General features: G+C 59.0%; 20 protein-coding genes and 1 pseudogene. 13 read left to right on the top strand and 8 right to left on the bottom strand.

Annotated features, from left to right (window positions below):
- The first annotated feature begins 27 nt into the window (after nucleotides 1–27).
- The gene (locus tag DW003_RS09065; RefSeq protein WP_118065632.1) at nucleotides 28–426 is read left to right on the top strand and encodes a hypothetical protein; all 399 of its coding nucleotides are present in this window, start codon (nucleotides 28–30) and stop codon (nucleotides 424–426) included.
- A 184-nt stretch (nucleotides 427–610) separates the two neighbouring features.
- On the opposite strand, the gene DW003_RS09060 is transcribed toward DW003_RS09065, so the two are convergent.
- Nucleotides 611–1546 (bottom strand): LysR family transcriptional regulator, encoded by a 936-nt coding sequence (locus tag DW003_RS09060; protein WP_158573224.1) that lies wholly within the window; start codon nucleotides 1544–1546, stop codon nucleotides 611–613.
- Nucleotides 1547–1742: 196 nt separating this feature from the next.
- Between DW003_RS09060 and DW003_RS09055 the strand changes: the two genes are divergently transcribed.
- Nucleotides 1743–2144 (top strand): hypothetical protein, encoded by a 402-nt coding sequence (locus DW003_RS09055; protein ID WP_117645806.1) that lies wholly within the window; start codon nucleotides 1743–1745, stop codon nucleotides 2142–2144.
- A gap of 128 nt (nucleotides 2145–2272) precedes the next feature.
- Here the strand turns inward: DW003_RS09055 and DW003_RS09050 are convergent, their stop codons facing one another.
- A complete protein-coding gene (locus DW003_RS09050; protein ID WP_118388741.1) occupies nucleotides 2273–3088 on the bottom strand; it encodes a putative RNA methyltransferase in 816 nt (271 codons plus the stop codon).
- A gap of 224 nt (nucleotides 3089–3312) precedes the next feature.
- On the opposite strand from DW003_RS09050, the gene DW003_RS09045 reads away from it, so the two are divergent.
- Both DW003_RS09045 and DW003_RS09040 read left to right on the top strand, forming a co-directional pair.
- Entirely contained in the window at nucleotides 3313–4425 is a 1113-nt protein-coding gene (locus DW003_RS09045; protein ID WP_233545562.1) for an IS110 family transposase, read from the top strand.
- Nucleotides 4426–4836: 411 nt separating this feature from the next.
- The gene (locus tag DW003_RS09040; RefSeq protein WP_118388737.1) at nucleotides 4837–6219 is read left to right on the top strand and encodes an MATE family efflux transporter; all 1383 of its coding nucleotides are present in this window, start codon (nucleotides 4837–4839) and stop codon (nucleotides 6217–6219) included.
- A gap of 27 nt (nucleotides 6220–6246) precedes the next feature.
- Here DW003_RS09040 and DW003_RS09035 read toward each other — a convergent pair whose 3' ends face one another.
- Complete coding sequence (locus tag DW003_RS09035; RefSeq protein WP_118388735.1) at nucleotides 6247–7113, bottom strand: LysR family transcriptional regulator; 867 nt, start codon at nucleotides 7111–7113, stop codon at nucleotides 6247–6249.
- Between the two features lie 158 nt (nucleotides 7114–7271).
- On the opposite strand from DW003_RS09035, the gene DW003_RS09030 reads away from it, so the two are divergent.
- Both DW003_RS09030 and DW003_RS09025 read left to right on the top strand, forming a co-directional pair.
- The gene (locus DW003_RS09030) at nucleotides 7272–8174 is read left to right on the top strand and encodes a DMT family transporter (RefSeq protein ID WP_118388733.1); all 903 of its coding nucleotides are present in this window, start codon (nucleotides 7272–7274) and stop codon (nucleotides 8172–8174) included.
- Between the two features lie 86 nt (nucleotides 8175–8260).
- Complete coding sequence (locus DW003_RS09025) at nucleotides 8261–8986, top strand: uracil-DNA glycosylase (protein WP_117640584.1); 726 nt, start codon at nucleotides 8261–8263, stop codon at nucleotides 8984–8986.
- Nucleotides 8987–9040: 54 nt separating this feature from the next.
- Here DW003_RS09025 and DW003_RS09020 read toward each other — a convergent pair whose 3' ends face one another.
- The 3 genes from DW003_RS09020 to DW003_RS09010 all read right to left on the bottom strand — a co-directional run bounded on the left by DW003_RS09020 (nucleotide 9041) and on the right by DW003_RS09010 (nucleotide 12223).
- Entirely contained in the window at nucleotides 9041–9721 is a 681-nt protein-coding gene (locus DW003_RS09020) for an SDR family NAD(P)-dependent oxidoreductase (RefSeq protein WP_118388731.1), read from the bottom strand.
- Nucleotides 9722–9730: 9 nt separating this feature from the next.
- Nucleotides 9731–10453: a VUT family protein gene (locus DW003_RS09015; RefSeq protein ID WP_233541151.1), complete on the bottom strand. Its 723-nt coding sequence runs from the start codon at nucleotides 10451–10453 to the stop codon at nucleotides 9731–9733.
- A 156-nt stretch (nucleotides 10454–10609) separates the two neighbouring features.
- A complete protein-coding gene (locus DW003_RS09010) occupies nucleotides 10610–12223 on the bottom strand; it encodes a peptide chain release factor 3 (RefSeq protein ID WP_118388729.1) in 1614 nt (537 codons plus the stop codon).
- 557 nt (nucleotides 12224–12780) lie between these two features.
- Here DW003_RS09010 and DW003_RS09005 point away from each other — a divergent pair.
- The 5 genes and pseudogenes from DW003_RS09005 to DW003_RS10165 all read left to right on the top strand — a co-directional run bounded on the left by DW003_RS09005 (nucleotide 12781) and on the right by DW003_RS10165 (nucleotide 16090).
- Entirely contained in the window at nucleotides 12781–13161 is a 381-nt protein-coding gene (locus tag DW003_RS09005) for a GntR family transcriptional regulator (protein WP_118388727.1), read from the top strand.
- Between the two features lie 23 nt (nucleotides 13162–13184).
- Nucleotides 13185–14066 (top strand): ABC transporter ATP-binding protein, encoded by an 882-nt coding sequence (locus DW003_RS09000; protein WP_118388725.1) that lies wholly within the window; start codon nucleotides 13185–13187, stop codon nucleotides 14064–14066.
- The gene (locus DW003_RS08995) at nucleotides 14063–14764 is read left to right on the top strand and encodes an ABC-2 transporter permease (RefSeq protein ID WP_118388723.1); all 702 of its coding nucleotides are present in this window, start codon (nucleotides 14063–14065) and stop codon (nucleotides 14762–14764) included. The genes DW003_RS09000 and DW003_RS08995 overlap by 4 nt, the downstream gene beginning before the upstream one ends.
- 450 nt (nucleotides 14765–15214) lie before the next feature.
- Nucleotides 15215–15628 (top strand): annotated as a pseudogene (locus DW003_RS10170) (EamA family transporter); the annotation flags it as partial.
- Nucleotides 15623–16090: an EamA family transporter gene (locus tag DW003_RS10165; RefSeq protein WP_370448118.1), complete on the top strand. Its 468-nt coding sequence runs from the start codon at nucleotides 15623–15625 to the stop codon at nucleotides 16088–16090. The pseudogene DW003_RS10170 and the gene DW003_RS10165, both read left to right, overlap by 6 nt.
- 161 nt (nucleotides 16091–16251) lie before the next feature.
- Here DW003_RS10165 and DW003_RS08985 read toward each other — a convergent pair whose 3' ends face one another.
- Nucleotides 16252–17556 (bottom strand): chloride channel protein, encoded by a 1305-nt coding sequence (locus DW003_RS08985; protein WP_118388719.1) that lies wholly within the window; start codon nucleotides 17554–17556, stop codon nucleotides 16252–16254.
- 125 nt (nucleotides 17557–17681) lie between these two features.
- The gene (locus DW003_RS08980; protein ID WP_118388717.1) at nucleotides 17682–18215 is read right to left on the bottom strand and encodes a TIGR00730 family Rossman fold protein; all 534 of its coding nucleotides are present in this window, start codon (nucleotides 18213–18215) and stop codon (nucleotides 17682–17684) included.
- A 353-nt stretch (nucleotides 18216–18568) separates the two neighbouring features.
- Between DW003_RS08980 and DW003_RS08975 the strand changes: the two genes are divergently transcribed.
- Together DW003_RS08975 and DW003_RS08970 are read left to right on the top strand one after the other, a co-directional pair.
- On the top strand, nucleotides 18569–21373 hold the full coding sequence (locus DW003_RS08975; RefSeq protein ID WP_158573222.1) for a transporter substrate-binding domain-containing protein: 2805 nt from the start codon (nucleotides 18569–18571) through the stop codon (nucleotides 21371–21373).
- Nucleotides 21374–21415: 42 nt separating this feature from the next.
- Nucleotides 21416–21895: a pyridoxamine 5'-phosphate oxidase family protein gene (locus tag DW003_RS08970; RefSeq protein ID WP_118388713.1), complete on the top strand. Its 480-nt coding sequence runs from the start codon at nucleotides 21416–21418 to the stop codon at nucleotides 21893–21895.
- Nucleotides 21896–21961 lie beyond the last annotated feature (66 nt).

Genomic DNA, 21961 nt, shown 5'->3' with positions numbered 1-21961 from the left:
TAACGGCTCAAGGGAAAGGAACTGAACATGAGCAACAACCGTAAAGTCCTAAAGGTCATGTCCATCGTCTATTTATTGGGAGGTGTTTTCAGCATCGCTGCAGGCGCGTTGGCGCTCACGTCGGCTTCGGGCGACGCCAGCGGCGACCTCTCGGTTTACAGCGTTGTCGTCATCGTGATGGGCATCGTCGAAATCATCGCCGCCGTGTTGGGCATCCGTGCCTCAAATAACCCCAGCAAGATTGGCATCGTTTGGGTCTGGGCTATCATTTGCCTAGCATGCGCCGTTGTGAGCCTGCTGCTCTCCGAGCCCTTCTTGGGCGGAGTCGGCACCAGCGCCACCGATGTCACCGCCGTGGTCGTAAGTGCCGTGTACTTCGTTTTCGCCAACCGCGTTAAAAAGGAAAGCCAGGAGCGCCTGAGCTAGGCATCGGGCTCAACTGTACAAAGCGCCACGCATAAAAACCGCCCTCCGTTTCTCAGACAGACGAGAAACGGAGGGCGGTCTGCTATGAATGGCCTTTGCGTTCATTCGATTGCGACACACGGCACAATCGACAGTATGTCGTCAGGCAGCAAAGCCGACAGCGGCGAGCGCATCGACGGATGTGCTAGCGAGCGGCGGACCCGTTGGCGCAACCCACCATGCGAATCAAGTAGTTTTCTACGACATGATAAGCTTGGGGTTTTTCATCTTTAAGGGAAACTAGGCACACCGGAACTGTCAGGGCCCCTTTACCCGCAATGGGGACAACCTCAAACCCGCTAGCAATCTGACCGGGAACGGGAAGAATCGCATTTAAGAAAAAGCCGTGCTCTGCCACCAAAAACGACCCAAATTGAGCGGGGCCATCGATAATGCGCGTCTCACCAAGGACACCGCGGCTTTCGTACTGCCAAAAAATCGAATTATTAAAGTTATCAAACGCAGCCGACTGCCCTGCCGGATATGAGCTCAAATCAGCCACAGTCACAAAAGGCCTCTTAGCGAACGGATGGCCGGCGGCGACGACAATACCCGTGGGCAGGGTTCCCAGCTGCTCGCAATCATCATTGGTATTGTCATATGTGCCCACCGTAAGCAAGGCGTCGAGGTCGCCCTGCTCGAGCTCCTGCTGAGCGATCCCGGGATGCACGGTACAAAACTTCACGCGCACGCGGGCACCACGCATGATAAGCGCAGACAACCCCTTATATAGCTTATCGTCGTTATCGAGTGCGGGAACGCACAGGCCAATCGAGAGTTCCGGCATCGCTTGCGCCCCAGAGGCCGACGGGACGGTCAGGTCGCATCCAAACGGATCAAAGTTTTCAACCTCACGATACGCCTCGACGGCGTTGCGAGCCTTGGCATAAAAGCTACGGGCGGCCCGAGTCGGCTTTACGCCACTATTTCCACGCTCAAAAAACTGAACGTTAAACAACTGCTCGAGCTCGCTAATTGACTTGGAAATGGCCTGGACGGTCACGTTGCGCTGGTGTGCCGCGGCGGTAAAACTCTTCGTCTCAAATACGGCGACAAAATAGCCGACCTGCTTGATATTCACCATTCACCTCAAATAAATGCACAGTATGATCCAGTTAAACAAAAACCTAGCACAACGCAAGTGCCAGCCCCGTCGCGAACGGAGCGTTCAACTATTGGATGAACGTATGCAGCGCCTTGTTGAATTACAATATGCTTCGCGACATGCGTTTTGCGTGCGCATCAAATACGTCATGTCCACTTCGAAAGGACCAGCCATGAGCTACACTCGCAAGACACTCAAAGTCCTTGCCCTCATTTACTTTGTTTTGGGCATCGCCAGCCTCGTCATCGCCGGCGTCGGCATCGCCAAGGGCAGCCTCGATTCCACGTACGGGTCGAACGCCATGCTCGCCGCGGCCGTACTTGTCATCAAGGGTCTTGTCGATCTTGCCGCAGGTGTTGCGGGCATCAAGGGCGCCAACAAGCCTTCGCAGGTGGATGGTGCGTTTAAGCTCGGCATCGTCGCCGCAATCGCCACGATTGCGCAGGCCGTGCTCACGCTTCCCGCGTTTGGCGGCGACGCCATCAACTTTGGCGCCTTTGTCATCGTGGTGTACGACCTGTTCTTTATTCAGCAGGCACACGACATTAAGGCCGAGAACAAGGACCGCCTGTAAGCGCTCGCTTCTCATAACCTTTGTAGCCAAGCAACTAAAAAGGGCCGATCGCGCATCTCCGCGGTCGGCCCTTTACGTTTGCCCAGATAAAACCTGCCAAAATAAACCTGTCCCTTTTTGGCAGGTTGTTAGCTGTGACGGTACTCGGCAATGATGAAGTCGATATCGGTCTGAAGGGTGTCCAGGTTTGCCAGGCGCTCTTTGTCGGCAGGGCGCGTGCGGTAGTAGTACGGCGTCATCTGGAACACCGCCTCGATATCGGCCTGCATCTGGAGCGTAATGTTCGCAGACACCCGTTGCGTTCCCACCAACTCCAGCTCGGTCGTCTTCGGCAGCTTCTCATCGTTGAGATATGGCGTGTCGTAGAGCACCTCCTTGAGCCCAAACAGATGCCGAGCACCCGGCACCACGGTGTAGAGCGAGCCCTCGGGCGCCAGCACGCGGGCAAACTCGCGCTCGTTAAAGGGGGCAAAGAGCTCGGTCACCATATCGAAGGTGCCATCGGCCACGGGGATGTCCTTCATGTTGGCCACGAAGTAGGTCGCATCGCCGCGCTTGGCAGCCAGGCGCACCATCTCTTTGCCCAAGTCGAATCCGTAAGCATCCACGCCCGGCACCGCACCCATGGCGCTGGTGTAGTAGCCCTCGCCACAGCAGATATCGAGCAAGGTCATGGGACCGCCCGCAGACGCCGCATGCCCAGACACCCGATCGCGCACCAGCTCGACCATCGCATCACGCAACGGCGCATAGTAGCCGCGGTTTAGAAAGTCACGACGGCTGCGCGCCTGCGACTTGGGATCGCCCATGGAGTCGCCGCTCTTGGACGAGCGCAGCAGATACAGATAGCCCTCGCGCGCACGGTCAAACCGATGTCCGCCCGCGCATGCAGCACCGCGCTCATCGTCCACCAACGGCTCATGGCAAACGGGACACAACAACATGGCAACTCCTTAGCGCGGACAACACAACGCCCACCATTGTCGCACGCCTTCCCCACCTAGTCATAGAAGAGACAAGGAGTGTCCCCAGCTGCCGACAGAGACGATATGAGCAGGACATAAAACATTGAGAGCCCCTGCTGCATGAAAGACCGCGGATTAGGCCGACAATGGTGAGTGTCTAATTCAGCCGCGGCGGCCACGCCGCATTCATGGAAGGGGCTCCCATGCTCGATACTACCACCTTCGTCGGCCTCGACGTCCACGCCCGCTCGATAAAGGCCGTCTCCCTCGACGTCATGACCGGGGAGGTGCGCTGCGCGACCTTCGGCTACGACGCCGGCGCCGTCGCGGAGTGGGTCCGCTCCGTGGACCCCGGGGCCAGGTGCGTGTACGAGTCCGGGGTCACGGGCTTCGACCTGCAGAAGAGGCTCTCCGGCCTGGGGGTCGACTGCGTGGTCGGCGCCGTCTCGAAGATGATCAAGCCCAGCGCGGACAGGCGCAGGAAGAACGACCGCAACGACGCCGAGCTCCTCGCCCGCATGCTGTCGGTCGGCAACGTGGTCGAGGTGTGGGTCCCCGACGACGAGTGCGAGGCCGCCCGCGACCTGACCAGGGCGCTCGAGGACGCGAGGGACGACCTCTCGCGCTCGAAGCAGCGGCTCTCCAAGTTCCTGCTAAGGCACGGGCTCGTCTTCGACGAGAGGACGCCCACCGGCCGCAGGAAGGGCAACTGGACCCGGGCGCACTGGTCCTGGATCGAGTCGATTAGGTTCGCGGAGGGGGCCGACAACGACGCGCTCGCCTACTACGTCGACGCGGTCAGGCGGGCGGCGGAGGAGAAGGCGAGGCTCGAGGGGCTCGTCGAGGCCGAGGCCCGCAAGCCCAGGTGGCGGAAGAGGGTCGACTCCCTGCGCTGCCTCAAGGGCGTCGACACCGCTTCCGCCGCCGACCTCGTGTTCGAGGCCGGCGAGTTCTCCAGGTTCAGGAACGCCCGCTCGTTCGCCGCGTGGGTCGGCCTGACGCCCTCCGAGCACTCCAGCGGGGAGAGCGACCGCAGGGGCGCGATCACCAAGGCCGGCAACAAGCACCTGAGGAAGACGCTGGTCGAGGCCGCGTGGCACTACCTGACGTGCTCGGGGCGGCCGAAGGACCTCGCCAAGGGCCAGGCCCCGGACCGGGGCGCCCGGAGGCATGCCGCCAAGGGCGTGCGGAGGCTGGTCGAGAGGCGGGAGGCGCTGCTCGCGCGCGGGGTCCACGGCAACAAGGCGAACGTCGCCACGGCGCGCGAGCTCGCCTGCTGGGTGTGGGCGGTCGGCCTCATGGCCGAGGAGGCGTAGGGGGCGGTCCCCCGCACATAAGCCAGTCACCCCGGAAGCGGTTCGATCCGAAGCCGTTGAGGCGAACCTCAGGTCCCTTTTCTGCGAGCGCCCAGGGCGCCACACGCGTGCACAGACTGTCGGTTCGACGTAGAAGCCTCAGCCGTAGCAACGGATTGCCCAGCGAGAGATCGCCACGGGCGGATATTAAACTGCAAAGACGAGCGTCGGTAAGACACGCCGAGGTCGCCGCGGACGGGTTGATATAGGGAGAGGGCCTGACCCCATATCGTTGGGGCCAGGCCCGATTTTGCCTCTTGACAATGTCCTGCTCATATTAAAAGGAACGTCCCTAAGTGCCGGCTGGCTGCATTAGGAGTATCATCGTCTGCGCAAATAAGCACGAAAGAGCATATTAGAGATTGAGAGCGTATGACAGACACCGCATCTAAGCACATTGACATGACCACCGGCTCGCTATGGCGCAATATTCCCCTGTTCGCCTTCCCCGTGGCCGCCACGAGCATCTTGGAGCAGCTGTCGAACCTCATCGCCACGGTCATCATCGGTAACTTCTCGGGCGACCAGGGAACCCTCGCCATGGCGGCGGTCGGCTCCAATGTTCCGCTTACCAGTCTTATGCTCAACCTTTTTATTGGCATGTCGCTTGGCTCCAACGTGGTCATCGCCAACGCTATCGGTCGCAACGATCAGAACATGGTCAAACGCGCCGTCCATACCTCGATTTTAATGGCGCTCGTGGGCTTTGTCGTCATCGCGCTGGGCGAGATCTTTGCCGAGCCCATGCTCGCCGCGCTCAACGTTCCTGCCGAAACCATGCCTCTCGCTTCGCTCTACCTGCGCGTCTTTTTGCTGAGCATGCCCTCGATCTTGCTCTACAACTTTGAGGCCGCGATCTTCCGCTCCGTCGGCATCACCCGCATGCCGCTGCAGGCGCTTGCCGTGTCCACCGTCCTCAACATTGGCCTGGACCTCATCTTTGTCCCCGTGCTCCACTGGGGCGTCGCAGGTGTCGCCATCGCCACCGCCATCGCCTATACCGTCAGCGCCGTCACGCTCTTTATCCGTCTGCTCAAGACCGATTCCGTCGTCCGCGTCACCCTGCGCGATCTGGCTATCGACCCCGTCGCCCTCAAGCGCATCGTTAAGATCGGCCTGCCCGCCGGTATCCAAAGCGCCGTCTTTGCCGTCGCCAACATCATCATCCAGTCCGCCATCAACAGCTTGGGCACCGAGGTCATGGCGGCATCCAGCGCTGCCATGAGCCTGGAGTATGTGTGCTACAACCTGCTCAACAGCTTTAGCCAGGCTTGCACCACCTTTGTGGGACAAAACCACGGCGCGCGCCAGATCGACCGCTGCACCAAGACGCTCAAGGTCTGCCTGGTCGAAGGCGGCATCGTTGCACTCACCACGATTATCGTCATCGTCGGTCTGGGGCGCGAGATCCTGGCGTTGTTCAACAGCGATCCCAACATCGTCTCGATCGGCTATATCCGCGTGTGTTCGATCTTCCCGGCGTACGCCTTTAGCATGTTCTACGAAAACATGTCCGGTTATCTGCGCGGCTTTGGCATCTCGCTCATGCCCGCCCTCATCACCATGATTTGCGTCTGCGGCATCCGCTTCTACTGGGTATTCTGCGTGTTCCCGCACTTCCGCACCTTTGCGAACATCATGATGGTCTACCCCATCAGCCTGGGCACCACGGCGTTCTTTATGGTCGTGGCGGTACTACTCTGCCACCCGGCACGCACCTATCGCGCCGCCCAAGCCAAAGCGACAGCCCGCTAAACACCGCACTCAACGCCATGCCAGTCATTAATTGACAATATGTGAGCTCATATAGTCGATAAAGTGCCTCGTGGCGATAGGCATGGTGTCCCAGCTGCGCCAGGCTGCCACTACGTCACGCGAGGGAGCATGCACGATGGGGCGCACACAAATATCGGCCCGCATGCCCTCGACGGTACGGCGGTAGAGCATGCTCACACCGAGGCCCTCCTCCACCATCGCCATAATGGTGTAGTCATCGGTGACCTCACTCGTCACATGCGGCGATAGCCCGTGCGCGGCAAACGCATCGAGCACCAGACTCTGTTCGCCCTCATCCAGCAGCACAAACGGTTCGGACGCCAGGTCGGCAAGCGTCACCTTTTCCTTTGCCGCCAGTGGATGGACGGCTGGCAACAGCGCCACCAGCTCGTCGTGATAGACCACGCGTTTCTCGAGCCCCTCGGTAAATCCACGCGCTGTAAAGCAAAAGTCGACCATGCCATCGTGCACCCACTGGGCATTGCGCGTGTAATCGCCCTGCTTGAGGGTAAAGCGCACGCCCGGATGCAGGGCCCCAAAGTCGCGGATCACACGCGGCAACACAGTACGACTCACGTTGGTAAACGTCGCAATGCGAATGTCGGTCGACGAAAGCCCCAGCAACTCCTGGCGCTTGCCCTCAAGCTCGGCCTCGGCCGTAACGATCTGGCGCAGATACGGCAGATACTGTTTGCCGTCGCGCGTCAGTGAGACGCCCTGCTTGCCACGCTCGATAATCGTGGTGCCCAGCTCGCGCTCGAGCGCCTTGACGGCCTGGCTCACCGCGCTTTGCGTATAGCCCAGCTCGTCGGCGGCACGTTTCAGGCTGCCGCAATCGACCACCATACATACAATCTGATACCGCGATGCCATCGTGCCTCCACATCGATGTAGCCGTAAAACGTTTTGCCAGGGCTTTTTCTTCCAACATTAGTATTTCTTAATCATACTGAAGATACATTCGCTTTACTACATCCATATCTGGGAGCAGAATCCTTTTTGCGAAACCGTTCTGTAACAAAAGGAGTCCCATGGATCGCAAAAAAGCAATCGCGCTCTCATTTTCCGTTCCCGTCGCATGGGGCTTTTCGTACCCCCTCATGAAGATCGGCATGGACAGCATGAATGCCACGAGCATCGTCGCGCTGCGCTGCATCATCGCCTTTGTAGCTTGTCTGCTGCTCTTCCACAAGCACGCGCTGCGCATCAACCGCGACGTGATGATTCGTTCCGCCATCATCGGCGCCATCATGGCAACCGAGCTCACCTGCATGTGCCTGGGCTCCAGCCTCACTTCTGCCTCCACCGCCGGCTTTTTGCAGAGCCTGACGGTCGTGATCGTACCGTTTGCCAACGCGGCCCTGCTGCGTCGCGCCCCCGAGCGCAAGGTGCTCATCGGCACCGCCATTGTCACCTGCGGCATGCTTTTGCTCTCGGGCGCCGACTTTACCAGCCTGAATCCCGGTGCGATCATCATGCTGCTCTCGGCCTTTATCTATGCCGGCCACATTATCGTAGCCAAGCGCTTTGTCGAGGAAGTCGATCCGCTGGCTCTGGGCGTTTGGCAGCTGGGCTTCGGTGGCTTGTTCTCGGGCATCGCCGCATGTACCTTTGGCGGCTTCACGCTTCCCAGCACGCCGAACGAGATCGTCGTTGTCGTTGCGCTTGCACTCATCTGCTCTGCCTACGGCTTTATCACCCAGACGCTCGTGCAGCCCCACGTACCTGCCGAGACCACCGGCTTCGCCTTCTCGCTCGAGCCGGTCTGCTCCGCCGTCTTCTCGTTCTTCCTGGTCGGCGAGGTCCTGAGCCCCATCGCCTTCTTTGGCGCCGCCCTCATCCTCACCGGCGTCATGGTGGCAACCGTCGAGCTTCCGCGCCTTCGCGCACATGGGCACGCTCGTATGGCAGGAGCGCCCGAGCACGTCTCGTAGGCCCACTCCTCATGCAGCCGTGGCATAAAGGTCTCTGGACGCCTTTACAATAGATGCCAACATAGCATCTGCCCTAAAGGAGTTCTATGGACGCTGTAACTCGCGACCGCAACATAGCAACTTGGTTGGGCGATGCGCCGCAGCCGGTACGTGACACTACGAACCAGCTGCTCGAGCGCATCGCCCTCCTGCGTGCCGAGCAGACCATCTACCCGGCACAAGACGACATCCTCAATGCCCTCGCCTACACCCCGGCCGACCTGGTCAAGGTAGTCATCTTGGGTCAAGACCCCTATCACGGACCCAACCAGGCCATGGGTCTGTCTTTCTCGGTGCCTGCGACGCAAACCAAGTTGCCGCCGAGCCTGCGCAACATCTATAAGGAACTCAACGCCGATCTGGGCTGCCCCATTCCCGCCACGGGAGACCTAACCCCCTGGGCACAACAGGGCGTCCTGCTTCTCAACACGACGCTCACCGTGCGCGAACATGCCGCGAACTCGCACGCCAAGCTGGGCTGGAGCACGCTCACCGACTACGTTATTCAGCGCTGCTGCCAGCTGCCCCAGCCGGTCGTCTTTTTGGCATGGGGCCGCTTTGCCCAGCAGATGGTCGAGGGCAAGCTCGCCGCGACCGGCGCGGACAGGGAAAGCAGCAAGTTCTGCCTGGCCTCCACACACCCTTCGCCGCTTTCGGCAAACCGCGCCACGGCAGAACTCCCCGCTTTTATGGGATCGCGCCCCTTCTCAGCAGCCAATCGGCTACTCGAACAGTACGGCTCGACCCCCGTCAACTGGACTTGCCTCGGCTAAAAATCGATACATCAAAAACGCGCCCGACAGCGATCTTGCCATCGGGCGCGTTTCCTATTCGGGCCAAATAAACTGTGTGCGGCCGGCCTCTCCGCCATCGATCAGCAGGCTCTGCCCGGTCATAAACCGGTTGGTCACGCCCACAAAGTAGATCCACTCGGCGATCTCTTGGGCGGTGGCCCAGCGTTTAAGCGGCGTGAGCTCCATAATCTGGTTCCACAGGTGTTCGTCTTCCATCACGCAACGGTTGAGCGGCGTGATAACGCCGCCCGGGTCCACGCTGTTGGCGATGGCCTGCGGCGCCAGGCGGTTTGCAAGGTTCTTGGTGTAGGCGATAACGCCGCCCTTGCTGGCGGCATAGGCGGGAAACTCCGATCCCGTATGCCCGCTCGCCGACCCCACATTGACCACGGATGTAATGGCCGGCGCCGGCTTGGCGGCAAGCCCCTCCCCCACAAAGGCATAGCGCTCGGTCACGCTGATGGTGCCACGCAGGTTGGCGGCAATGTCGTCGGCCGAATCCTGTGTACCGGCGACGTTTACGATTACCTGGGGTTCAAGGTTAACTGGAAACGAGTCCGGCTCGCGGACATCAACGATCAGATGGCGGTAGCGCTCGTGTTCGATCGCCGCCGGCAGCAGATCAAAGCCCACGACTTCGTGGCCGTCGTCCAAAAAGCGTTGCACGCACGCGGCCCCGATGCCGCCCGAAGCGCCCGTGATCAAAACCCGCATATCTGCTCCTTAGGCGGTTGCGTGGCGCTCGAGGTACTCAGCACCCACATTCTCGCGCTCCCAGCCGCGCACGACCTTGTAGCCCACGGGGCTCAGGAAGACCTCGCACAGCAGCTCGGCGACGGCACCCGTCAGCGAGCACATAAGAACCTGCACCCAGGTCCAGCCAAAGAACGTGTGGCTCACCACAATGGCAAAGACCAGGTTGTCGATAAACTGGCCAACACCCGTGGACACATAGGAACGGAAGGCAAAGCTCGCAAAGTTATTCTTTTTGAGCATACGGCCGAGCGACTGGTTGAGCGTGGAGTTCACCACGGCAGAAACGAGCATTGCCAGCGAAGAGCCCAACACCACGTACCAGGTGCCGCCGATGGTGGCGTTAAGGGCGGTGTTGACCTCGATCATGCCCGTGTCATAGTAGGCGCCCCACATGCCGGGCGTGAGCGAGCACAGCCAAAAGCACAGGCTTACGGCCAGGTTGACCGCCAGCGCGAGGATAGAGATTTTGATGGATGCCTTGGCGCCAAAGCGCTTGCAGATCATGTCCTGGCACAAAAACGAAACCCAGCTCACCACAAAGCCGCAATCGAGTGCCAGATACGGCAGGCTGATGAGCTCTTTGTTGGCCAGCAGGTTCATCATGATGACGCTCACGAAAAACAGCGAAACCGTTGCCGCGGGAATGCTCCGCAACAGGACCTTGTAGTCCTCCATGACCTTCTTGATCATTATGTACTCCTTTGGTTTTAGGTTTAACGAGCAGGATATCGGACCCGAACTGCTCGGCCGCCACGGTCTTGAGGCGACGGTGGGTATGATAGCCGCTCACGCGGCGGCAGGCAAGCAAACGGCGCGGCAGCCCCGCAGGACCACCGCGCCGGCGCACTAAAACGTTACGTTGCCAAACTCCGACAGGACAAGGTCGGGGTTGTGGTCGGTTGCCCAGTCCACGTTCCACGGGCTCGTGAACAGCAGCAGCTTACCGCCGCGCATGTCCTCGACGCGCAGGGTATCGCGCGTGAGCGAAAGGCCCGGGATATCGATGGTGTCGGGGTCGTTCTGGATCCAGCGGATGTCCGTATAGGGCAGTGGCTGGCGACGAACCTCAACACGGTACTCGGCCTTGAGGCGGCGCTCGAGCACCTCAAACTGCAGCACGCCGACCACGCCCACAATGACGCTTTCCATGCCGGCACCCAGCTCGCGGAAGATCTGGATGGCGCCCTCCTGGGCAAGCTCCTCCATGCCCTTGACGAACTGCTTGCGCTTGAGCGTGTCGACCTGCGTGATGCGGGCGAACATCTCGGGGGCGAACGTCGGGATCTGCGGATACTGCACGTGGCGCTTACCGGAGCACACGGTGTCGCCGATGCTAAAGATACCCGGATCGAACAGGCCCACGATATCGCCAGCGTACGCCTCGTCCACGATGGCGCGGTCGTCGGCCATCATCGAGGTGCCCGTAGCCAGCTTGAGCTTGCGGTTGCCCTGCATATGGAAGGCATCCATGCCGCGCTCGAACTTGCCCGAGCAAATGCGCACAAAGGCAATGCGGTCACGGTGGTTCTTGTCCATGTTGGCCTGGATCTTAAAGACAAAGCCGCTAAAGTCGTTCTCGGCGGGCGCGACCGGTTCGCTGGTGAGCGTATCGGTGTAGGCGCGCGGCGTCGGGGCAAGGCGCAGGAATTCCTTAAGGAAGGGCTCCACACCAAAGTTGGTGAGCGCCGAGCCAAAGAACGCCGGGCTCAGCTTGCCGCACGCCACGGCATCCAAGTCGAGCTCGTCGCCGGCGCCATCGAGCAGCTCGATGTCGTCCATCAGGTTCTTATGGTTCTCCTCGCCAATAAGCTCATCCATGGCCGGATCGCCTAGCTCGGCCTCGACCTCGGCGACCTTCTTGGTGGCGTTGGCGTGGCCGTCGCCCTCAAAGGCAATGACGCGACGGGTCTGACGATCGAACACGCCACGGAAGTTGCGGCCACTGCCGATCGGCCAGTTCATGGGATACGTATTGATACCCAGAACGTTCTCGATCTCTTCCATGAGCTCAAAGGGGTCGCGAGCCTCGTGGTCGAGCTTGTTCACAAAGGTGAAGATGGGAATATGGCGCAGCGTACAGACCTTAAAGAGCTTTTTGGTCTGGGCCTCGACGCCCTTGGCGCCGTCGATGACCATGACCGCGGCGTCGGCGGCCATAAGGGTACGGTAGGTGTCCTCCGAGAAGTCCTGGTGGCCGGGAGTATCGAGGATGTTGACGCAGGCGCCGTTATAGGTGAACTGCAGTACCGAGGAGGTAACGGAAATACCGCGCTCCTTCTCGATGTCCATCCAGTCCGAGACGGCATGCTTGGCCGAGCTCTTGCCCTTGACCGAACCGGCGGTCTGGATGCTGCCGGTATAGAGCAGCAGCTTCTCGGTAAGTGTGGTCTTACCGGCATCCGGGTGGCTGATGATCGCGAATGTGCGGCGCGACGAGATTTCATCCGACAGGCTTGCCATGCGGATCCTTTCTTGCATTGAGTGCATTACGTCGTTGAAACCGTACTATTGTAGCCGCGAAATCCCGCCATAGGGCACCTATCAGGACAAATTCATCAGTTGGGACTCGGACGGTGGAATGTCAGCGGTGTTCCGCGACGGTTTGTCTCAATCTGTAACACCTAGAAGGGTTTTTGACCTCCAGATGTTACAGATTGAGATGAACGCACAGGGCGGGCAGCCAATATCTTGATCTGTAACAGTTAGCCAGCAAAAACGGATCTAGATGTTACAGATCAAGACAAATGAATGGACCTGTCGACAAAATCTCAATCTGTAACAGTTAGCTGCCAAAAACAACTCCAGATGTTACAAATTGAGACAAACGGTCGGACGTCTCAGAAAGATCTCAATCTGTAACAGTTAGTCATCCAAAACGGGTCTTACTGTTACAGATTGAGATGAATGAGTAGAGGGACGGACAGCCCCGTAATTTCCTCTTGCTCAACTGTACATAGTGTGTATATACTGTGCTTACCGGTTATATACACGTGTAGCCCATCAGCTAAGGAGCCGCTGTGGACATCATCCTATCCAATTCGAGCGACAAGCCCATCTACGAGCAGATAACTTCGCAGGTCAAAGCTCAGATCCTTTCGGGCACGCTTGCTGCGGGAGCCAAACTCCCCAGCATCCGTGCACTCGCGAGCGATCTTGGCGTGAGTGTCATCACCACCAAGCGCGCCTACGCCGACCTGGAGCAACTCGGCTTTATCTGCACTGTGCAGGGCAAGGGCTGTTTTGTCGCCGAGGGCAACCAAGAACTCTTGCGCGAAAATCAGCTCTGCCATATCGAAGAGCTGCTCGCACAGGCAGCAACGCAAGCCGAAGCCGTGGGCGTCACGCGCGATAAACTGCACGAGATGCTCGACCTGGTAGCCCCCGAAACCATGCAGTAACCATCTGCAAGAAAGGCTATGCCATGCAAAACTTGCTAGAACTCAAAAGCATCTCACGCCGCGTGAGCGACCGCTTTTCGCTACGTGGCGTCTCGTTGGCCGTGGAGCCCGGCCAAATTGTTGGCTTTGTGGGCGCAAACGGCGCCGGCAAGACGACGACCATTCGCGCCACGCTTGGGCTTATAAAGCTCGATGCCGGCGAGGTGCACCTGTTTGGGCAGCGCTGTGGCACCGACGCGCCCGATGAGTCGCAACGCCACCTGCGCTCTCGCATCGGCCTCGTGCTGGACACATGCCCCTTCCCCTCCACGCTCAAGGTCGGCCAGATCGAGGCGCTCGTAGGCCCGGCGTACCCCACGTGGGACCGCGAAACGTTCGCCGGATTCATCAACCGATTTGGCCTCGATCCCAAGACAAAGGTCAAGGACCTCTCCCGCGGCATGGGTATGAAGCTGCAGCTCGCCTGCGCGCTCAGCCACAATGCCAAGCTGCTCGTTTTGGACGAAGGCACCGCGGGCCTCGATCCCATGGCACGCGAGGAACTGCTCGATGAGCTGCTCGCCTTTGTCGCCGACGGCCAGCGCAGCGTGCTGCTCTCGAGCCACATTACGTCTGATCTCGATCGTGCTGCCGACCGCGTCATCTGCATCGATAACGGCTCGATTGTGTTTGACCTGCCACGCGAGGACATTACCGACCGCGCCGGCATCGCCCACTGCACCCAGGCACAGGCCGCCGAGCTCATGGCTTGCGTCGAAGGCACCCGCGCCGCCCGCCACGCCTACAGCGTGGACGTGCTCGTGCCCAACCACCGCGAAGTGCTCGAGGCCTTCCCCGAGATTCCCTGCGATCGGGCAACCATTGATGACTATCTTCGCTTCATGCTGAAAGGGGCTTTGAAATGAAACGCGCCATTATGTCCGAGCTTCCCATCGTTCGCACGCTCGTCCCGAGCATCGCAGGTGTCGGCCTGTTCATCTTCGTCGTGCTGACCGCCGTCAGGGCATCGAATGGTGATTCCGACATGAGCGCCGCCGGCGCCTTCGCGATCAGTGCCATGTCGCCTATCATGGCCATGACGTCGCTGGCCGGGCTCGACAACCAAAACGGATGGGAGCGCTATCGGGCAACGCTGCCCATCTCACGCAAAGACATCGTCAGCGCACGCTACCTGTGCATCACTATTTTCTCGGTCATCATGGCGTGCGCGGCCGTGCTGTTGAGTATCGTCGCCATCCCGATCTTAAACAGCGTGGGTATCCCCTCCACGGGAGAGACCGTCTTTGAGACCGCAATCGCCTCGGCAATATCGATGCTTTTCTCCCTCATGGCGGTGTTTTTGGTACTGCCTCTGTTCTTTCGATTTGAATACATGAAGGCGCAACGCCTATCCGTTGGTCTGTACGCCCTATTCATGTGCCTTATCATGGTCACGCTAAACTCATTCAACCCCATCAGCAACCAGCTCATGTCGATTGCAGGGACGAATCCCGATCTTGCCGTCCTCGGTTGCCTGTGTGGTGCCGTCGCGCTGGCAACGGTCGTCCTTGGCGTTGTCAGCTGTGCCATCAGCACCAAGGTCTACCGGGCACGCGACCTGTGATCGACAGCTAAAGGACTTGGGCGGCGCCCCACCTCATTTACTAGATAAGAGAAGCAGCAACAACGTCGCTACCACCCTTCACGGCGTACCGTTTAGATCTTGGCAACCAAAGAGAAGCCGACAGCATATCGAGGGTGAATGTTTTTCCGAGAAGTGAACGAGTAAAATCAGTACCCTGTATCATCGACATTTTTATGGGCTTAGTTCCTGCGCTTTTTGCCTAGAAATCCAGCGGTTTTATTCGAAAAAAGTGTGCATGCTCCAGGGGTCCATATTGACTCGTTCACTTCTCGGAAAAACATTCACCTTCAATTCGATCCTTAACCAAATGGCTCCCCGCAACATGACCCCCGTCTCGCCGCGGCCATATCAAACCTTCATGGCGGGGCGGTATCCTCATGTCCATAAAACTCGCAGGATAAACCCATTAACCAAGGAGGCACCGCGCCCGTGTCGTGGGTCGTCGCAGCATTTGCGTCAGCATTCTTTGCCGGCATCACATCCATCTTGGCCAAATGCGGCATCAAGCAGACCGACTCCGATGTCGCGACGGCCATTCGCACCTGCGTGGTGCTCGTTTTCGCCTGGGCAATGGCGGGTATTTCTGGATCCATTGGAACCATTGGCATCATCGAACCCAGATCCTGGCTCTTTCTCATCCTCTCGGGACTCGCTACCGGAGCTTCGTGGATCTGTTACTTTAAGGCGCTGAGCATCGGAGACGTAAATAAGGTCGTACCGGTTGACAAGATGAGCACCGTGCTCGCCGCGCTGATCGCCATCGCGCTTTTTGGTGAGACGAGCAACCTTGCGGTTAAGCTCGTGGGAACCGCCGTCATCACCCTCGGCACGTTTTTAATGATCGAGAAGCAGCAGTCTGCCGGACCCGAGCAGCAGCAAGACCGGACCTGGCTCGCTTACGCCCTCGGCGCCGCCGTGTTCGCAGCACTCACCTCCGTCCTCGCCAAGATCGGCATCGAAGGCGTCGAGTCAAACCTGACCACGGCAATCCGTACCTGTGTGGTACTGGTTATGGCATGGGCAATCGTGGCAGCTAAAGGCAAGATGGGCCAAGCCGTGCACGTAGACCGCTGCGAACTCGTATTTCTCGCGGCATCGGGCATCGCGACCGGAGCATCGTGGCTGCTCTATTACTATGCCATCGCCGCAGGCCAGGTGAGCGTCGTGGTGCAGATCGACAAACTATCGATTCTCGTATCGGTACTATTTGCGCGCCTGGCATTCAACGAAAAAGTCTCGCGACGCAACGCCATCGGTCTCGCCCTCATCATCTTGGGCACTGCGGCGCTCGCGATTTGGAAATAGCGCCGATGCCGAGCGAGATCTAGGCGCTGGCCGTGGTTTGTTGCGCCGTTCCACCTCCGTCATCTGGCATATTTTATTAATGACTGTTGGAACAGCAGCCCAGCAGACGCTACATTCTCACGCCGGGCCTGGAATGCCTGTATTGGCCGCGCACCACCATGTTACTTGCGCAGCGGCTTGGGCAGCGGAATGCCGGCGGCGATAACGGCGGCGATGATCATGCAGACGATACCCTTGAGTGGGAAGCACATGAGCAGCAGGCCCACGACCATGACTGGCTGACGCATGACCGCACCCATCGTCGAGGCGGTGCAGACAGCGACGCAAAAGACCGGATCAGCGCCGGTGAGGACGGCAAGACCGTAGCCCAGGCTCACGCCCGAGAAGATAACCGGGAAGAAGTGGCCGCCGCGCCAGCCCATGTTGATGAGGGCGGGCGTCAGCATGGCCTTGACAAGACCGGTTGCAATAAGCACACCAGCGGGAATGGTCATATAGGTCTCCATGAGCACATCGGCTTGTGTCTCGCCGGCAAACATGGTGTAGGGCAAAACCGTGCCGCAGATGGCGAGCGCCAGACCGGCCAGCATGGCTTTGACGACAGGGCGCTCCCCTATGGCGTGGGCCAACGCCTCGCTCGCGTGCTCAGAAACAAAGTACAGCCAGCCGCAGATTGTTCCGATCAACGACAGAGGAATGAGCCAGGTAAGCTCCAGGTTGCCCACCACGGCGGCCTCGAACCTGGGCATGCCCATGCCGCCGCCCATAAGCTGGCCGAGCAGCAGGTAGGTACCCAGACCGCCGGCAATCGCAATGCCGTAGACCACGGTCTTTTGCGCCTTGGGAAGCTTGATGGTGATCTCGTCGGACGCTGAGTCCCCATCGCCGTTGGCGCCCTGGCCGTCGGCGCTACCGGCGAGCGGCGCCACAAAGCCAAAGACGGGCGCGGTAAAGAGCGCCGTCAGGGCGGCCTGGATGCCCAACAGCGTGAGCTCCCTAAACTCGGCGCCAAAGCGGCGCATGCGGTCGCCGACCCAGCTGCACAGACCCGCGATGACGCCGGTCAGGCCGGCTTCTGGTCCAATGCTTCCGCCAAACAGCAGCGGCAGCAACGCCGCAAGCGAAAGCTTGCCCAGGTTGTCGTACGGGTAGCGGCCGTCGCGCTTTACCTTGGCCATCACCTGGTTGAGGTCATCGGTCTTGGTGCCCGTCATCTTTTCGTACAGACCGATCAGCAGGCCGCCCAACAGGCAGACGAAAAACGGGTACGGCAAAAAACCGAACGGACCGCTGGCAAGCTCGGGCGAAGCGACGCCCAGCGCGTGCGGAATCTCGGTCCATAGATAGTCGATACCGCGCTCCATCGCAAAGAAGAACAACCAGACCGCAGCACCCGCAAACGCACCGGTCACGGCAACGTTGACCAAAAACAGCGCGCGGTTTGTGGGCTTGGCAAGGTTATCCATCGAGTCCTCCCGCGGTCAAAGTCGACATAGATACGTTTAATTGTAGAGCGAGCGTTGCCCGAACGAGCCAACCATCTGCGCCGCAAACGGCACCATTGGGAGTCATAGTGGGGCAGGCTCAAGACTTATCCGTTGATAATCGAGGCAATCTCGCGCAAATCGTCGGCAAAGTAAATGCCAATCTGGCGCTGCGGGCTCGATAAGCCCTTATCGATCATGTGCCCGAGTAGCGCCTTGAGGTCGCTGTAGTACCCATCCAGGTTGTACAAGATGCATGGTGCGCCCAGATGCCCCAACGACACAGCAGACATGACCTCGGCGATCTCCTCGAGCGTGCCCGTCCCACCGGGAAAGGCAATGAATGCATCGCCGAGCTCGATCATCTTGGCCTTGCGCTCGGCCATATCGCTCGTCACGATGAGATCGTCGATACCGTCATGTTGAAACTCGGCCTCGATAAAAAAGCTCGGCTCAACACCCGTCACGTGTCCACCTGCCTCGAGCACGCTATCGGCGAGCGCGCCCATCAGCCCCGACTTGGACCCGCCGTATACCAGCGCGTGGCCGTTGGCGCCAATCCAGTCGCCCAGCTCCTGCACCGCGGGCAGAAACGCCGGGTCGTTGCCGACGTTCGCGCCCAGGTATACCGTGATATTCATTTAGCCCCCTCTAGCGCTGGCGTCGGCGATATTCGCGCACGCGGCGCGACAGGTCGGCAAGCGTCCTCAACTTGTTCATCGCGACCCCTTTTCCCAGACGCCCAATCACATTCGCTCGGTATTGTCCCACATCCGGCACTTGGGGACGTTCCTTTTGTGCCGGCAGAAAGTAGTCATTGGGGACGTTCTTAAATGACTAGTCAAACAAGAACGTCCCCGATGACTAGTCGTTTAAGAACGTCCCCAATGACTAGTCGCCAGTGCCGGGCGCGACCACTTAGCGGCGCGTCCGGCAGCTGGCCAGCTGAGCTGGTATCCTAATGCGGTACCGTCTCGACTCGATAGGATTGCATGTGAAACCTTCCGCCGTCCTTCGCTTAGCTCTATATCGCACCCTAGCCGTCGCGCTTGCCGCGCTCGCCATACTGAGCACCGTCATGCCCACCCCGGCCTTTGCCGCCGACTCCGACCAGCAGGTCAAGACGGTCCGCGTCGGCTGGCTCGTCAACAACGCAGGCTTCCAGGAAGGCACGCCGGGCGAGCGCCTCTCGGGATGGGGTTATGAGTACCTCCAGACCCTCTCGTACTACACAAAGGGTTGGCAATACGAATACGTTCCTGGCACTTTCACCGAGCTTTTGGACATGCTCGAGGCGGGCGAAATCGACCTCATGCCCAACATCTCGTATTCGGCAGAGCGCGAGCAGAAGCTGCTCTTTTCCTCGAACCCCGAGGGCACCGAGCGCTACTACATCTACGCCAGGCCCGATCGCGACGATCTGACCAAGGGTGACCCCCAAGCGCTTCAAGGCCTCACCATCGGCTGCAATTCTGGCGTTATGCAAACCGTCGTCGGCCAGCAGTGGCTCGCCAACGAGGGCATCGCCTGTACTTATAAAGAAATCGACACCGGAAGCGCCCTCTTTGAGGCACTTTCAGACGGCGAGGTCGACGCCATTATCATGAACGACACCATTTCGTCGCCCGACGCGTCGCCCATGTTCTACGTAGGCTCGAGCGACTACTATTTTGCCGTCCCCAAAAGCCGCCCCGATCTGATGAACGACATCAACTCGGCCATGGCGGCAATCAACCGCACCAACCCGCGCTATAACGACGAAGTCAAATCGAACTACTCGGCCCAAAACAGCGGCTCATCATCACTCACTGGCCCCGAGCGTTCCTGGCTCAAAGCAAACGGCAACACCATTACGCTCGGCTATCTTAAAAACGAACTTCCCTACTGCACGCAAAACGACGACGGCGAGATGGAAGGGTCGCTCGCCTCGCTTGCAACGACATTGCACGACAAGTTTGGCATTACGGTTAAAACAGTCGCGGTCTCGAGCAACAAGCAAATGGTCAAAGCCCTTTCCAAAGGAACCATCGATGTCGCGCTGCCGCTGTTTCGCGACTACTGGCTTGCCGAGCAAGGGGGAGCCGTCCAGTCGAACCCGATGGGAACGGTCTCCCTGACCGCCATTCACAGCAGCAACAACCTGGACGGCGACCTTAAGAATATCGCTTGTACAGCGAATGCGATCGTCAACCGTTTTGAGCTCGAGAGCTTATTCCCCGATGCAACGGTAACCGAATTTCCGAATGCCGACGAGGCGCTCAAAGCCCTCAATAAGGGGACGGCAAGTTGCATCATTGTCCCCAGCACGCGTCTGCAAACCATCCTTGACGCCCACAACATCGAGGACTTCGAAACACAGGAACTCACCAACACGGCGCAACTATCGTGCTTGATTTCGCGCGGCAAACCCGAGCTGTTGGGAATCATTAATAAGGGCATCATCAATGCAGGCGAATCGCTCTCTGCAAGCAGCTATTCGCCTGCATCGTACTCCGCGCAAGAATCGGACACGTTCCGGTTTATCTACCGCAACCGCATCGCCGTTGCGACCGTTATCATCTGCGTATTGCTCGCCGGCATCGTCGTCCTTATCTGGTCGCTTCATCGCGCGCAGAAAGAACGCCAGAAAGCCGACGCCGCCAACGCCGCCAAAACCGCTTTCCTCACGCGCATGAGCCACGATATCCGCACACCGCTCAACGGCATGCTGGGCCTTATCGAAATTGAGGAATTGAAAGAAGGCGACATGCAGGTCGCCAGGGAAAGCCGCGCCAAGGCGCGTGTTGCCGCCAACCACCTACTGTCGTTGATTAACGACATCCTCGAGATGGGCAGGATCGAGGAGTGCAAAGTGACGCTCGAGCACGAATCATTCAACCTCAAAGAGCTGTGCGACGATGCGCTCGTACTGTGCAAGCTCCGCGCATCTGATCGTGGCATAACAATGCTCGACACCAGCGAGCCCTACGCTGTCGACCAATACATGATCGGCAGCCCCACCCATATTCGACAAATCCTCGTCAACCTGCTCGACAACAGCATCAAGTACAACAAGCGCGGTGGCACCGTCACATTCTCGTCGACTGTCAAACCGCTCGATGACGAGCACGCAGTGTTTTGCTTTAACGTCTCGGACACCGGCATCGGCATGTCGCCCGAGTTTCTTAAGCACATCTACGAACCGTTTGCCCAAGAAGGCAACGATGCTCGCAGTAAATTTCAGGGAACTGGCATGGGCATGCCGATCGTCAAATCGCTCATCGACATGATGGGCGGCACGATTGAGATTTCGAGCGAGGTTGGCGTGGGAAGTACGTTCAACGTCCAGATTCCGCTCGATATCGACAAGAACCCTCAGGCAAGAGAAGGTGCGGACGAGCAGGCGATCAGCTGCTCGCTTGCCGGCATGAACGTTCTTTTGGCCGAAGACAACGAGCTCAATGCCGAAATTGCCCAGGCGCTGCTCGAAAGCGAAGGCATCGTCGTAACTCGCGCCGCCGACGGCAACGAAGCGGTCGATCTATACACTAGTCGCCCCGCCGGCAGCTTCGATGCGATCCTGATGGACATCATGATGCCGGGCATGGATGGCTACGAGGCGACTCGTGCGATTCGCCTGAGCGAGAAGGCCGATGCGGACGACACCCCCATCATCGCGCTCACCGCCAACGCCTTTGTCGAGGACGCCAAGGCGGCACACGATGCCGGCATGAACGCCCATCTGCCCAAACCGCTCGACTTTAACAAGCTCAAAAACATCCTCGCCCGCATCAAGAAAAACGGAACTGTTTCGCTATAGTTTGTGCTCTACCACCATACACAGCTAGAAAGGAAGCCAACAGTGTTTAGGCCCCTGCGTCGAAAGAAACGCGCCATCACTGACGAGGAAGCGCGCAAATTGCTTGCCGCCTGCAAGCGCGGCGTCTTTGCCGTCAACGGCGACGATGGCTACCCTTATGCCATTCCCGTCAACTACTTCTTTGACACCGAGCACGACAAGATTTATTTCCATGGCGCCAAGGCTGGCCACAAGGTCGATTCACTCAAGCGTGACGACAAAGTCTGCTTTACCGTGTACGGCAACGAGTGGTACAAGGACGACGACTGGGCTCCCTACGTTATGAGTACCGTGGTCTTTGGCCGTTGCCGCCTGGTAGATGAGGCCCCCGCGTTTATCGAGGACAAAGTCCGTCAGCTCGCGCTTAAGTACTACCCTTCTGCCGAAGAAGTCGAGGAAGAAATCGCCAAAGATATCAAGGGCGTCCAACTCTACGAGATTTCGATTGAGCATCTTTGCGGCAAACAGATTCATGAAAAGTAAGCCTAAAAGCAGGTCTTGCAAATAGCGATATGGCCCGGTTCCAACCAACATTGGAACCGGGCCATA

Origin of the sequence: Collinsella sp. AF36-3AT (genome assembly GCF_003475205.1) — a bacterium.
GTDB classification, from domain to species: domain Bacteria; phylum Actinomycetota; class Coriobacteriia; order Coriobacteriales; family Coriobacteriaceae; genus Collinsella; species Collinsella aerofaciens_AF.
This window is presented reverse-complemented; position numbering and strand designations above follow the sequence as displayed.

Excerpts from the sequence above, each read along its gene's own strand:
- DW003_RS09050 (WP_118388741.1), bottom strand. The coding sequence starts at position 3,088 with ATGTTGTTGTGTCCCGTTTGCCATGAGCCGTTGGTGGACGATGAGCGC.
- DW003_RS09055 (WP_117645806.1), top strand. The coding sequence starts at position 1,743 with ATGAGCTACACTCGCAAGACACTCAAAGTCCTTGCCCTCATTTACTTT.
- DW003_RS10165 (WP_370448118.1), top strand. The coding sequence starts at position 15,623 with ATGATCGAGAAGCAGCAGTCTGCCGGACCCGAGCAGCAGCAAGACCGG.
- DW003_RS09010 (WP_118388729.1), bottom strand. The coding sequence starts at position 12,223 with ATGGCAAGCCTGTCGGATGAAATCTCGTCGCGCCGCACATTCGCGATC.
- DW003_RS09000 (WP_118388725.1), top strand. The coding sequence starts at position 13,185 with ATGCAAAACTTGCTAGAACTCAAAAGCATCTCACGCCGCGTGAGCGAC.
- DW003_RS09025 (WP_117640584.1), top strand. The coding sequence starts at position 8,261 with ATGGACGCTGTAACTCGCGACCGCAACATAGCAACTTGGTTGGGCGAT.
- DW003_RS08995 (WP_118388723.1), top strand. The coding sequence starts at position 14,063 with ATGAAACGCGCCATTATGTCCGAGCTTCCCATCGTTCGCACGCTCGTC.
- DW003_RS09040 (WP_118388737.1), top strand. The coding sequence starts at position 4,837 with ATGACAGACACCGCATCTAAGCACATTGACATGACCACCGGCTCGCTA.
- DW003_RS09020 (WP_118388731.1), bottom strand. The coding sequence starts at position 9,721 with ATGCGGGTTTTGATCACGGGCGCTTCGGGCGGCATCGGGGCCGCGTGC.
- DW003_RS09015 (WP_233541151.1), bottom strand. The coding sequence starts at position 10,453 with ATGATCAAGAAGGTCATGGAGGACTACAAGGTCCTGTTGCGGAGCATT.
- DW003_RS09065 (WP_118065632.1), top strand. The coding sequence starts at position 28 with ATGAGCAACAACCGTAAAGTCCTAAAGGTCATGTCCATCGTCTATTTA.
- DW003_RS09035 (WP_118388735.1), bottom strand. The coding sequence starts at position 7,113 with ATGGCATCGCGGTATCAGATTGTATGTATGGTGGTCGATTGCGGCAGC.
- DW003_RS08980 (WP_118388717.1), bottom strand. The coding sequence starts at position 18,215 with ATGAATATCACGGTATACCTGGGCGCGAACGTCGGCAACGACCCGGCG.
- DW003_RS09030 (WP_118388733.1), top strand. The coding sequence starts at position 7,272 with ATGGATCGCAAAAAAGCAATCGCGCTCTCATTTTCCGTTCCCGTCGCA.
- DW003_RS08985 (WP_118388719.1), bottom strand. The coding sequence starts at position 17,556 with ATGGATAACCTTGCCAAGCCCACAAACCGCGCGCTGTTTTTGGTCAAC.
- DW003_RS09045 (WP_233545562.1), top strand. The coding sequence starts at position 3,313 with ATGCTCGATACTACCACCTTCGTCGGCCTCGACGTCCACGCCCGCTCG.